This is a genomic window from Kaistia sp. MMO-174, from assembly GCF_037147815.1.
Taxonomy (GTDB): domain Bacteria; phylum Pseudomonadota; class Alphaproteobacteria; order Rhizobiales; family Kaistiaceae; genus Kaistia; species Kaistia nematophila.
The window spans coordinates 1037811-1050574 of record NZ_JBBCUO010000002.1; the positions used below are offsets into that span (position 1 = coordinate 1037811).

At 67.9% G+C, this 12764-nt stretch carries 11 protein-coding genes; 5 read left to right on the top strand and 6 right to left on the bottom strand.

The features are described 5' to 3' along the window. Window positions 1-222 precede the first annotated feature (222 nt). The 4 genes from WFK98_RS10820 to WFK98_RS10835 all read left to right on the top strand — a co-directional run bounded on the left by WFK98_RS10820 (window position 223) and on the right by WFK98_RS10835 (window position 4761). Complete coding sequence (locus WFK98_RS10820) at window positions 223-1050, top strand: ATP-grasp fold amidoligase family protein (RefSeq protein ID WP_336800214.1); 828 nt, start codon at window positions 223-225, stop codon at window positions 1048-1050. A 139-nt stretch (window positions 1051-1189) separates the two neighbouring features. Further along, the gene (locus WFK98_RS10825; RefSeq protein ID WP_336800215.1) at window positions 1190-2221 is read left to right on the top strand and encodes an ATP-grasp fold amidoligase family protein; all 1032 of its coding nucleotides are present in this window, start codon (window positions 1190-1192) and stop codon (window positions 2219-2221) included. Beyond that, window positions 2218-3231: an ATP-grasp fold amidoligase family protein gene (locus WFK98_RS10830; protein ID WP_336800216.1), complete on the top strand. Its 1014-nt coding sequence runs from the start codon at window positions 2218-2220 to the stop codon at window positions 3229-3231. Before WFK98_RS10825 ends, WFK98_RS10830 begins: the two co-directional genes overlap by 4 nt. 78 nt (window positions 3232-3309) lie before the next feature. Beyond that, window positions 3310-4761, top strand: a complete 1452-nt coding sequence (locus WFK98_RS10835) for an MFS transporter (RefSeq protein WP_266338020.1) — start codon at window positions 3310-3312, stop codon at window positions 4759-4761. Between the two features lie 55 nt (window positions 4762-4816). Here WFK98_RS10835 and WFK98_RS10840 read toward each other — a convergent pair whose 3' ends face one another. The 6 genes from WFK98_RS10840 to WFK98_RS10865 form a co-directional block, all read right to left on the bottom strand. After that, window positions 4817-5566, bottom strand: a complete 750-nt coding sequence (locus WFK98_RS10840) for a peptidase (protein ID WP_266338021.1) — start codon at window positions 5564-5566, stop codon at window positions 4817-4819. A gap of 18 nt (window positions 5567-5584) precedes the next feature. Further along, on the bottom strand, window positions 5585-6424 hold the full coding sequence (locus WFK98_RS10845) for a transglutaminase family protein (RefSeq protein WP_336800217.1): 840 nt from the start codon (window positions 6422-6424) through the stop codon (window positions 5585-5587). 1 nt (window position 6425) lies between these two features. Then, on the bottom strand, window positions 6426-7361 hold the full coding sequence (locus WFK98_RS10850) for an alpha-E domain-containing protein (RefSeq protein WP_266338023.1): 936 nt from the start codon (window positions 7359-7361) through the stop codon (window positions 6426-6428). A 1-nt stretch (window position 7362) separates the two neighbouring features. Further along, entirely contained in the window at window positions 7363-8772 is a 1410-nt protein-coding gene (locus tag WFK98_RS10855) for a circularly permuted type 2 ATP-grasp protein (RefSeq protein WP_266338024.1), read from the bottom strand. A 228-nt stretch (window positions 8773-9000) separates the two neighbouring features. Next, the gene (locus tag WFK98_RS10860) at window positions 9001-9765 is read right to left on the bottom strand and encodes an RlmE family RNA methyltransferase (protein WP_266338025.1); all 765 of its coding nucleotides are present in this window, start codon (window positions 9763-9765) and stop codon (window positions 9001-9003) included. Next, on the bottom strand, window positions 9762-11177 hold the full coding sequence (locus WFK98_RS10865; RefSeq protein ID WP_336800218.1) for a Ppx/GppA phosphatase family protein: 1416 nt from the start codon (window positions 11175-11177) through the stop codon (window positions 9762-9764). Before WFK98_RS10865 ends, WFK98_RS10860 begins: the two co-directional genes overlap by 4 nt. 427 nt (window positions 11178-11604) lie before the next feature. Here WFK98_RS10865 and WFK98_RS27355 point away from each other — a divergent pair, with 427 nt between their 5' ends. Beyond that, window positions 11605-12750, top strand: a complete 1146-nt coding sequence (locus tag WFK98_RS27355) for a transglycosylase SLT domain-containing protein (RefSeq protein ID WP_442907395.1) — start codon at window positions 11605-11607, stop codon at window positions 12748-12750. The last annotated feature ends 14 nt before the right edge of the window (window positions 12751-12764 follow it).

Here is a 12764-nt window from a genome sequence, read left to right on the forward strand (position 1 = left end):
GCGGCTGTGACGTGCGTAACAGACGCCGCAGAAGTTGTGCCGTCCAATGCGGCCCGATATGCAGCAACCTCCCCGTCACCGCGAAAGGCAGCCATGGCAGACCGCGCGCCCCCATCCGCGTACAAGCGGCTCCGCCACGCAGCCAGACGCTGGCTTCGACGCTCCCCCGTCATCGGTCCGCATCTCGTCCGTTCCTGGCACAGGCGGCGCTTCGAACAGCGGATGGAGCGCCCGCTTCGCCTCGACCCACCCGTCGACCTCAACGAACACCTCGTCCATCGCATTCTCTATGACCGCGATCCGCGCCTGAAGATCGTCTGCGACAAGATCGCCGTGCGAGAGCTCATCCGGGAGCGCGTCGGCGAGGCGTTCGTCGTCCCACTACTCGGCGTCTGGAGCGATCCGCGCGAGATCGAATGGGAGGCGCTGCCGGAACGATTCGTGCTGAAGCCGAACCACGGCTCCGGTTCCGTAGCCCTGGTGCATGGCGAGCCGGACCGCGACCCGGAGGCCCTGGCCCGGCAGGCGGCGGACTGGCTGCGCGACGACTATTTCGACGTCTCGCTCGAGTGGGGCTATCGCGATCTTCCGCGGCGGATCCTCGCCGAGCCGATGCTGGACGGAGAAGGCGGCGCGGCGGTGACGGAGGCGGTCGCGATGACCTTTGGCGGCAAGGTCGCGGCGATTCGCGTCTTCACCGGCGGCAAGGGCACCCCGGAGCGGAGCGATACCTGGTTCGACAGGAACGGCGCTCGCCTGCCCTTCCATTCGCTGAAATACCAACCCGGCGACTATGCCATAGATCCCGATACGACCGCGCGCATCATCGCCGCCGCGGAAGCGGTTTCCGAGGGCTTCAGCCATCTGCGGGTCGATTTCTACCTGACCCGGGACGGCCTGCGAATCGGCGAGCTTACCCCCTATTGCGGCGCCGGCCTGATCCCCTGGAACCGGCGCGGCTGCGACAACGTCTTCGGGCGCATGTGGGACGACCCCGACTGGATCGACCGGATCGACGATCTCGGCGCCGTCATCGCCGCCTCGGACTGAGGGGGCGCGGGCGGCGGGAACGGGCCGCCCGGCTCAGCCTAGCCTTGCGGAAACGCGCAGCCTGATCCAGAGGACAGAAAGAGCCTTCCGAACCGGCGGCAGATTCGCGCCGCCCCACAGCGCAGTCCTGATGTTCCCGATGCATCTCCCCGCCCAGCTCGCAATGTCGGCCCGCAGGATCGAGCGGACCTACAAGCGGCTTCGTTCCGACGCCTGGCGGACGGCGCTCCGATCGGACTGGATCGGCCAGCGCATCAACCGGCCCTGGCTGGCGCGGCGCTATCTGGAGATCATGAAGCAGCCGCTCCGGCTCGCCCCGCCAATCGGCTTCAACGACCGCGTCGTGCACCGGATGCTCTATGACCGGGACCCGATGCTGAAGCACATCTGCGACAAGGTAGCGGTGCGCGAGGTGATCCGCGAACGCGTCGGCGCCGAATTCATCGTTCCGCTGCTCGGCATCTGGTCCGACGCCGCCGTCATCGCCTGGCCGTCGCTGCCGGACGGTTTCGTGCTGAAGCCGAGCCATGGCTCCGGCATCGCGGTGCTCGTCCGGCGGACGGCCGAGCTCGACCGGGATGCGCTGGCCCGGCAGGCGCAGACCTGGCTGCAGAGGGACTATTTCGACCAGAGCTTCGAGTGGGGCTATCTGGGCGTTCCGCGCCGGATCCTCGCCGAGCCGTTGCTGCGCGGCCCCGACGGCGAGCTGCCGGCCGAGCCGCAGGTGATGACCTTTGGGGGCAAGGCCGCCATGATCCGCGTCCTCACCGGCCCGAAATCCACCCCGCAGCGTCGCGACAACTGGTTCGACGCCGAGGGCGCGCCCCTCTCCTTCCATTCGCTGAAGATCCCGCGTGGCGACTACCGGCTCGCTCCGTCCGTCGCCCGCCGCCTCGTCGAGGTCGCCGAGCGTGCCGCGAAGGGGTTCCAGCAGTTGCGCGTCGATTTCTATCTCACCGCCGACGGACTGCGGATCGGGGAGCTGACACCCTATCACGGCGCGGGTTTGAACCGGTGGAGCGAACCCGGCTGCGACCGGCTGCTCGGCCGATTGTGGCAGGAGCCGAACGCGATCGGGATGATCCCAGACCTTGGCCAGGCGATCCGGGACGCCGCCCCGCACGACCCCTCTCCCTGGATCGAGCAATATCGGAAGCGCGCCGTCGCATGAGCCGCCCGGCGCTCCTCGCCCGGCATTGGCAAAGCCTCAGGCGCCGCGTCCTGCGCAAGCTGCGACGCCTGCCGGTCCTGGGCAGCCCGTTCCTTCGGCACTGGCATGTCCGGCGCTATGCGGCCGGCATGGGCGAGCTGCCACGGCTCGCGCCGCCGGTCACCTATTCCGAGCACCTGCTGCATCGCATCCTGTTCGATCGCGATCCGCGCCTGAAGATCGTTTCCGACAAACTCGCCGTGCGGGAGTTGATCCGCGAGCGGGTCGGCGAGACCTTCCTCGTGCCGCTCATCGGCGCCTGGACGAGACCGGAGGAAATCGCCTGGGACAGCCTGCCCGACCGCTTCGTCCTGAAGCCGAACCACGGCTCCGGCATGGTCGCGCTCGTGCCCGACGCCGCCCGGCTGGATCGCGCCGCCCTCGTGACGGAGATGCGGCGCTGGCTGCGCCAGGACTATTTCGATTGTGCCTGTGAATGGGGCTATCGAAACCTGCCGCGGCGGATCATGGCGGAGGCCCTGCTCACCACCGAAACGGGCGAGACGCCGCCGGAGGTCCAGGTGATGACCTTCCACGGCCGGGCCGTGATGATGCGCATCCTCACCGGCCGGAAGGGGCGCGAGACGCGTCACGCGAACTGGTTCGATACCGACGGCGTCGAACTGAGCCTGAAGTCGAAGGACATTCCGGTCGGCGCCTATCGGCTCGCCCCGGAGTTGGCGCGCGCGCTCGCCGATGTCGCCGGGCGCGTCGCAGCCGGCTTCGGCCATCTGCGGGTCGATGTCTACCTGACCGATCACGGGCTGAAGATCGGCGAACTCACGGCCTATCATGCGAGCGCGATCGTCGAATGGAACGACCCGCGCTTCAACGAGTTGCTCGGTCGCTGCTGGCGCGATCCCTCGGAGGCCGAGGCGATGCGCTGCCGTGCAGCGTTGCGCGAGCTTCGCCTCGCTCCCATCCACAAGGACGGCGTGTCCGCGCTGCATCACGCGATGGTGAAAGCCTGACGGTTGATTTCGCGGCTACGAAAGCGACGCGGACCGTCCTAAGGTAGGCTTAGGATAAGCGCCCGCCCAAGAGGCCCCATGGTTCCGCATCGCCCCCCCGCCCGGATCCTGCTCCCGCTGATCGTCGCCTGCGCGCTGTTCATGGAGAATCTCGATTCGACCGTCCTCTCGACATCCCTTCCCGCCATCGCCCGCGATTTCGGCGTTAGCCCGATCGACCTGAAGCTGGCGCTGACCTCCTATCTGCTGACCATCGCCATCTTCATCCCCGCCTCCGGCTGGGTGGCGGACCGGTTCGGCGCCCGCTCGGTATTCCGCCTCGCGATCGTCCTGTTCACCCTCGGATCGATCTGCTGCGGCCTGTCGAGCTCGATCCCGGAAATCGTCGCGTCGCGCGTGCTGCAGGGCATCGGCGGCGCCATGATGGTGCCGGTCGGGCGACTGGTGATCCTGAAGTCGGTGTCGAAGTCCGAGCTTGTCGGGGCGCTCGCCTGGCTGACCGTGCCGGCGCTGATCGGACCCGTCGTCGGGCCCGTCGTCGGCGGCTTCATCACCACCTATTTCGAATGGCGCTGGATCTTCTGGATCAACGTGCCGATCGGCGTGCTCGGCGTGGTCCTCGCCACCCTGTTCATCCCCGACATACGCGGCGAGCAGCAGGTACGCTTCGACGTGCCCGGCTTCCTGCTCACGGCCTTCGGCATCGCCGGCTTCATCACCGGCTCGACCTCGCTCGGCCTGAACCTGATGCCCTGGCCCTATGTCGCCACCTGCCTGCTCGGCGGCGCGGCGCTGCTGACGGTCTATTTCTTCTACAGCCGCCGGGTCGCCGACCCGATCCTGGACCTGTCGCTGTTCGCCATACCGAGCTTCGCGGCCAGCGTCATCGGCGGCATGCTGTTCCGCATCGGCATCGGCGCCCTGCCCTTCCTGCTGCCGCTGATGCTGCAGCTCGGCTACGGGCTGACGCCGTTCCAGTCCGGCACCATCACCTTCGTCTCGGCGATCGGCGCCATCGCCATGAAGTTCGTCGCGCCGCCGCTGCTGCGCCGGCTCGGCTTCCGCACGGTGCTGATCGCGAACTCGTTCATTGCCGCGTTCTTCGTCGGCATTCCGGCGGCGTTCTCGATCGGCACGCCAATGCATCTCATCACCGGCCTGCTGTTCGTCGGCGGCTTCTTCCGCTCGCTGCAGTTCACCAGCGCCAACGCGCTGTCGTTCGCCGACGTGCCGCAATCGAAGATGAGCCGGGCGACCAGCATGACCAGCGTGTTCCAGCAATTGTCGCTGTCGCTGGGCATCTCGACCGGCGCCATCTCGCTGCAGTTGACGATGAAGGCGCATGGCGGCACCCATCTCGACCTCGCGGCGTTCCACCCGGCCTTCATCGCCATCGGCCTGATCGCGGCGAGCTCGGTGATCTTCTTCGTCAGGATGCCGAAGGACGCCGGAGAGGAAATGTCCGGCCGCCAGCGCGCCACCAAGGAGCTTGCGCCCGACCCGGTCACCGCGATGCGCGAGCGCGCCTGAGCGCGCCCGCAGCAAGGACGAAAGGCACGGCACCCGCCCGCGCCGTTCGGGCGATTCAGGTCGCGATGCGCGGGATGATGTCCGGCACGCCGGAGAAGGCGCTTCGCAGCGCGGCGCCCCAGTGCTGCGAGATCGCCTGGAATTTCGGATCGCCGGCCTCGATCCGCTGCCGCACGTCGAAGCGGTAGCTGTCGCGGCGGATGACGCAGAGGTCGAGCGGCATGCCGACCGAAAGGTTGGAACGCAGCGTCGAGTCCATCGACACGCATACCGCCTTCACCACGTCCTCGAGAGAGGTGGTGGAGGAGACGACGCGGTCCAGGATCGGCTTGCCGTATTTGTGCTCGCCGATCTGAAAGTAAACGGTGTCGTCGGTCGCCTCGATGAAGTTGCCGGCGGCATAGACCATGAACAGGCGCAGCCGCCCGCCCTTGCGCTGGCCGGCGACGAGCATCGTCACGTCCGCGCCGGCGCCGTCCGCCTGGATCGACTGGCGATAGCGGTCCTGCAGCCCCTGCATCGCCTCGCCGACCAGTTCGGCGGCATGATAGAGGCTGTCGACGTTCAGGATGGTCTCGATCGTCGGATCCTCAGCCGAGCGCTCGATCGCCTGGTTGATCCGCGTGATCACGCCCTGGGCGATCGAGAGATTGCCCGAGGTCATCATAACGACGGCGCGCTCGCCCGGAACCTCCCAGGTGAACATCTTGGAAAAGCGCGAGAAATTGTCAATCCCGGCATTGGTGCGGGTATCCGACAGCAGCACCAGGCCGGAATTGACGCGCACGGCGACGCAATAGGTCATGTCAGTTCAGGCCCCGGATTACTGCTGTTGCTGCTGGATAGCGTCGACATCGCCATCGCCCCGCGCGATGCGGACATCGGCCACGACCGTGCCGGCATCCCCGCCCGTCACCACTCCGCGCACCGGAGCCGCATCATGGGCGTCGAGCCCGGTGCAGAGCCGGACATAGTGGTCGGTCGGGCACAGGCCGTTGGCGACGTCGAAGCCGACCCAGCCGAGGCCCTCGACAAAGGCCTCCGCCCAGGCGTGCGTCTCGAACCGCTGGTGCTCGGAATCGCCGGCCAGCAGGTAGCCGACGACATAGCGCGCCGGAATCCCCCGCGACCGTGCGGCGGAAATGAAGATATGCGCGTGGTCCTGGCAGACGCCGCCTTCGCCAGCGAGCGCGGCGGCGGCCGTCGTCGTGCTGTCGGTGACGCCGCTGACATAGGGCAAGGCCTCCTGAACGCGGGCCGACAGGGCATGCAGGCCGGAAAGCGTGTCGCCCCCCGGCTCCAGTTCCCCGCCGAGCGCACGGATCGCCGCGTCGGCGAGCGTCAGCGGCGTGTCGCGCAGGAAGACGCCGGTCGGGCAGGCCCGGCGCAGGCCGGCGACGATGCCTGCGCGATCCTCCGTCTCGACCCGGCCCCAGGCCAGGATCTCGAGCTCGGTGCGCTGTCCCTGCGACAGCCATTGGGCGCTCCGCTCGCCATAGCCGCCGACAATGGAGCGCTCGATCTCCTTGCCGTCGACGCTGACGTGCCAGTCGATCACGCGCTGGCCGTCAAAGCTCTGTGGGAACAGCCGAAGCCGCAGCGCCACGCTGGTGGCGCCGAGGGGGTACTGCATCTGGGTGAGGTGGCGAACAACAAGCAGCATGTCAGTTAAAATGGTAGGCCTGCGCGATCTCGCGCGACAGCCGGTTGGTGACGCTGAGGGCGGTCTGCACGAACTCGTGCAGGCCCTCTTCGAAGATCTCGCCGTTCTCGCGATCGCGCAATTCGGAGCGCACCATGGCGACGGTGTCGTGCGGCGGCTTGTTGCCGCCATGCGCATCGGCCAGGCGTTCGAGATGCCAGCCGATCTGGCCGAAGCAGAACGCCACGGAGCGCGGGAACTGCCGGTTCAGGATCAGGAGGTCGGCGATCCGCCACGGCGTGTAGCTGCCCCCGCCATAAACATGGAGATAGGCCCGCGCCGCCGACAGGGCGTGCAGCACCGAGGTCCACTGATAGTGGTCCCGCCCGCCGCCGACGACCGAGGTCTCCGGCAGCAGCACGTAATATTTGACGTCGAGCAGGCGCAGCGTCATCTCGGCCCGTTCCAGCGCGCCGCCGATGCGCAGGAAGTCGTGCCCCTCGTTGCGAAGCTGGCCCGTCTCGGCCGCGCCGCGGAAGGTCGAGGCGCGGGTCTTCACCCAGTCGAGCAGTTCCGGCAGGTCGCGGCGGGCGCGGGCGGTGTCGTAGCTCTCCAGCCGGCGCCAGTCGTCGTTCAGCGCCTCCCACATGTCCTGCGTCAGCGCAGTGCGGACGGCGCGGCCATTGCCGCGCGCCCGCATCATGCAGGAGCGGATCGAGGAAGGGTTGGTATCGTCGAGCAGCAGAAGGCGGACGATGTCCGCCTCGGAGACGCTGCGGCCGCCCTCGATCAGCGCGTCGCAGCCCGTGACGCGCAGCACGGAGCGCCATTCCTCGCGGTGGATCGGTCCCGGCAGGATGGTCATGCGCTGACCCATCTGGATCAGGCGGGCGGTGCTTTCGGCCCGCTCGATGTAGCGGGCCATCCAGAAGATGTTCTCGGCGGTACGACTCAGCATGTCAGTCTTCCAGCACCCATGTGTCCTTGACGCCGCCGCCCTGGGAGGAATTGACCACCAGGGATCCTTCGGTGAGGGCGACGCGCGTGAGCCCGCCGGGCGACAGCCGCATCTCCTTGCCGACCAGGCAATAGGGCCGGAAGTCGACATGACGCGGGACGATACCCTTCGCGCCCAGCACGGGCGCGGTGGAAAGCGCCAGCGTCGGCTGGGCGATGAACTCGGACGGATTGGCGCGGATGCGCGCGGCATAGGCGTCGATCTCGGCGCGGGTCGAGCGCGGGCCGATCAGCATGCCGTAGCCGCCGGAGCCGTGCACTTCCTTGGCGACCAGTTCGTCGAGATGCTCCAGCACATAGGCGCATTCGTCCGGCACTGCGCAGCGCCAGGTCGGCACGTTGTGCAGGATCGGCTGCTCCGAGAGGTAGAAGCGGATCATGTCCGGCACGAACATGTAGATCGCCTTGTCGTCGGCGATGCCCGCGCCCGGGGCTGAACAAAGCGTCACGCCGCCGGCGCGATAGGCACCGAACAGCCCCGGCACGCCGAGCAGGGAATCCGGCCGGAAGGTCAGGGGATCGATGTAGTCGTCATCGATCCGGCGATAGATGACGTCGACCCGCTTCGGCCCGTGCGTCGTCTTCATCCAGACCCGATCGTCGTCGACATAAAGGTCCATCGGCTCGACCAGCTCGACGCCCATCATGTCGGCGAGGAAGCTGTGCTCGTAGTAGGCCGAATTGAACGAGCCCGGCGTCAGCACCACCACGGTCGGGTCACCGCCGGCGCCGGCCGGCGCCACTTCCTTTAGCGTCTCCAGCAGGTCGTTCGGATAGCTGTCGACCGGCGCGATGCGGACCGAGCCGAACAGTTCCGGGAACATGCGCTGCATCGTCTCGCGGTTTTCGAGCATGTAGCTGACGCCGGAAGGCGTGCGGCAATTGTCCTCGAGCACCTGGAAGCCGCCCTCGGCGGTGCGGATGATGTCGATGCCGACGATGTGGCTGTAGACCCGGCCCGGCGGATCGAAGCCGATCATCTCCGGCTCGAAGGCGCGGTTGCGGTAGATCAGGTCGGCCGGGACGATGCCGGCGCGGATGATCTCGCCGCGATGATAGACGTCATAGAGGAAGGCGTTGAGGGCCCGCGCCCGCTGGCGGATGCCGCGGTCGAGGGTGCGCCATTCGTCGGCGGCGAAGATGCGGGGAAGCAGGTCGAAGGGGATGAGTCGCTCCGGATCGCCGCCCTCGCCATAGACCGCGAAGGTGATGCCGATCCGGCGGAAGATGGTCTCGGCTTCCTTCAGCCGGCCCCTCAATCCCTCGATCCCGACCTCGTCGACCCAGCGCTGCACTTCGGTATAGCAGGGGCGTACTACACCAGACGCATCGGTCATCTCGAAGAGGGCCATTCGGTCTCCTTGTTCTGCATAGAACCGTAGCCAAGCGCTGCTCGACAACGATGCAAGCACCATACCAAGGAGATGGCAATCGCGATGTTCGCAACCAGGCGTCGCAGGCCGCGCGCCCGCCTACCGGCGGGCACCCGGACGGGCGCTCGCCGCCGCGCCGCACAAATGAAAAACGCGATCCAACGGCTTGCCGGATCGCGCTTTTTTCTCGGGATGATTGTGCGGGCGTTAAGGCCGCCAGCCGCTTTCGTCCTCGCCGCCCTCGGCGGCTGCCGCCGTTTCCGGCGCGGCCTTGCGACCCTTGAAGCCCTTGGCGAGCAGGAACAGCTCGACCGAACCGGCGCGGCTCGCCGGCGGCTTGATGTGATAGACGGAGGCGAAGTTTTGCTTCAGCTGCGTCAGCACCGTGTTTTCTGCACCACCACGGAACACCTTGGTCAAAAAGTGACCACCAGGCTTGAGCACATTGAGTGCAAAATCGACAGCGACCTCGCAAAGATAGATCGTCCGCAGGTGATCGGTCTTCTGATGACCGGTCGTCGGCGCCGCCATGTCGGACATGACGACGTCGGCAAGTCCACCCAGCGCCTGCTCCAGCAGAGCCGGCGCATCCTCGTCCAGGAAATCCTTCTGGAACAGGATAACGCCCGGAAGCTCGTCCATTTCCAGATAGTCGATCGCGACCACCCGCTTGTCCTCGTCGGTCGAGCCGACGCGCTCGATCGCCACCTGCGACCAGCCGCCCGGCGCGGCGCCGAGGTCGACCACGCGCATGCCCGGCGCGAGGATGTGGTGCTTGTCGTCGATCTCGATCAGCTTGTAGGCGGCGCGCGAGCGATAGCCCTCTCGCTTCGAGCGCGCGACATAGGGGTCGTTCAGCTGCCGCTCCAGCCAGCGTTGCGACGAGGCCGTGCGGCCGCGCGAAGTCTTGACGCGGACCGTGAGCTCGCGCCCGCCCGATCCCCTGCCCGAATTGTTCTTGGTGCCGGTCATGACGGCCTTCCGTTCTGCCGATGCGGCGAGCGGCGCCAGACGCCGTCCTCCGCCATCATTTCCACCAGAATACCTTCCCGCAAGCCACGATCGGCCACCCGCAGCCGCTGGCAGGGCCAACGCCGGCGGATCGCCTCGAGAATGGCACAGCCCGCCAGCACGAGATCCGCCCTTTCCTTGCCGATGCAGGGATTGGCGATCCGCGCGGCATAGTCCATGCCGGTCAGCGTATTCATCATCAGATTGACTTCGTCGCCCGTCATCCAGGTGCCGTCGACCCGGCGCCGGTCATAGCGCTCCAGGCCGAGATGGACGCCGGCGAGCGTCGTCACCGTGCCGGACGTGCCAAGCATATGGAGATTGCCCGCCGCCACCGCATGGTCGAGCGCTTCGGCCTCCGGGAAGTCGCGCAGCATGTCGCTCACTTCCACGACCATCGCCTCGAACACTTCCGGCGTCACCAGCTCGCCGCCATGCCGCTCGCTCAGCGTCACGACGCCGACCGGCAGTGAAGCCCAGGTGCGGATGCGGTCCGACATGCGCCGCCGCCTGGCCTCGGCAGGGCGCGTCAGGTCGATCCAGACCAACTCGGACGAACCGCCGCCAATATCGAACAACAGCGCGCCGTTCGAGTTCGGGTCGATCAGCGAGGCGCAGCCCGAGACGGCGAGCCTCGCCTCCGTCTCGCGCGAGACGATCTCCAGCGACAGGCCGGTCTCGCTGCGCACACGCTCCAGGAAGATCGCGCCATTCTCGGCAGAGCGGCAGGCCTCGGTCGCGATCAGCCGCGCGCGGGCGACGCCGCGATCAGCGAGCTTCGAGCGGCAGATGCGCAGCGCCTCGACGGCGCGGTCCATCGCCGCCTCACCGAGGCGGCCGCTGCGGCCGACGCCCTCGCCGAGCCGCACGATGCGCGAAAACGCATCGACGACGCGAAACCCGCGTTCGCGCGGCTGCGCGATCAGCAGGCGGCAATTATTGGTGCCGAGATCGAGCGCGGCATAGAGCGTGTCGGTCGGCGCGGGCTCCTCGGCGCGCGAACGCGCGTCAGGCCTGCCTGGCCGTGCATCCTGCCCAGACGGCCCCTGATGCGGATGTGCGCCATTGTGCCCCTGCGCATGGTGCTGCGGGCGGGAGGCGTGGCCGGCGGGGCGCGCCGCTCCCGACCGTCCAGGACGGCCCGCCGACGCCGGCTGCGTCCGCGCCGCCGGACCGCGATCGCCGGAATCCGACCGCAGGGCCTCCGCCGGCTTGCCGCCATTCCTGGCGTCCGGCTTCTGCCCGGATGCATAGACCGGCCCGCGCTTCTTGCGCCGCCTGCCCTTCTTCTTGCCTGGATGTCCTGGGCCATTGCCACCCTGTGGCTGGCCAGAACCATCGGCGGTCCCGACATGGTTCCGTGGCGTGGCCACGGAATCCCTGACGGGCGCACCGGAATCCGCGATCCGCGGATCCTCGCCCGAGATTGTCACATCAAATCCTTTGGCCGCGCGGACACAGGGCAAATAGGCCCGGCGCGCAGCTCATCGCGTGCCTTGTTGGGACCAAGTGTAGCAGCAAGCGGCGGCGGCACAAGCGCGCGCCGGCAATGAGCTTCGCTCCAAACGGGGCAAAAGCGCCCGGATCGCAGGATCCGGTCCCGGCAACCATCATGATTAACAGAATAATCCGGCTTCTTGGAAAAGCCACAAATCACCGTTCTTTCAACACATGTGCGGCGGCGCCATGCGTCGGTTCGCGCGCATTTCGGCAGGTGACTTGCCTCATCGGCCTTCGCGTGAGAGTCTTATTGAACGATTAACCAGGCTTGGAGCCTCCTTGATCCGACCCTTGCTCCCGATGCGCCGACGATCTGGCCGCACCTCCCCCGCCGTCCGCGGCTGGAAACGCGCCGTCCTCGCGCTGCTCGTCTGTGTCGGAATTCCCGCCGCGGCGCTTGCCGACAGCACCACGTCGCGGGACGCCATCGAGGCCCGCATCGCCTACTATGCCAAGACCTACGGCCTGCCGGTCGATCTGCTGCGCAAGGTGGTCCGCACCGAGAGCACCTTCAATCCGGGCGCGCGAAACGGTCCCTATTGGGGCCTGATGCAGATCCGGCACGACACGGCCAAGGGCATCGGCTTCGAGGGCCCGGCCTCCGGCCTGCTCGACGCAGAAACCAACCTGATCTATGGCGGCGCCTATCTCGCCAACGCCTATATCGTCGCCGGCGGCAACTCGGCCCGCGCGCACGCCCTCTACAAGAACGGCTATTACTACGAGGCCAAGCGCAAGCGCCTGCTCTCGAAACTGATCCGCGTGCCAATGGGCGAGACGCCGGTGCTGCTCGCCGGCAAGCTCACGACGCGGCCCTCCAACGAGACGATGCTGGCGCTCGCGACACCCGCGCGGGCGCCCGTCGCCGACAAGGCCGCGACGCCGAAGCTGGTCCTCGCCGAGGGCGCCAAGCCGGAAGCCGCGGCGGCCGAGCCGACGGCCGCCATCGTGGCCAGCGCCGAGGACGCCATCGCGCCGAAGCCGCTCCGGCGGCCCGTCGTGGCGCAGCCCGTGGTCGAAATGGCCGAGATGGTCATGCCGATCCTGCCACGCCACAAGCCGGCGCTGCCCGTTCAGGCAGTCGATGCCGTTGCGGCGGTCGAGCCGATCAAGGGCCCGGTCCGCGGCCTGGTCTACGCCACCGCGCTGGTGTCGCCGCCGACGGGCACCGTCGCCGATTTCGCCGAAAGCACCATCGCCCGGCCGGAACTGGCGCTGGCCAGCGCCTCCTCGTCGCGCTTCGCCAAGGATGCGACCGCCCTCGCCTTCGCCGCGCCGGTCGCCTCGTCCCGCTTCCCCTCGGCGCAGCGGCTTCCCGCCGCCATCCGCGTCGCCTCGACCGACGACGGCATCCGCTCGGATGCGGCGCCCTGCTGCAAGGTCGGCGCCGTTTCGGTCGCCGAGGCGCCGCTGCCGCGCCCTCGTCCCGGCCATCGGGTCGATTGATCCGCGCCGCTTGA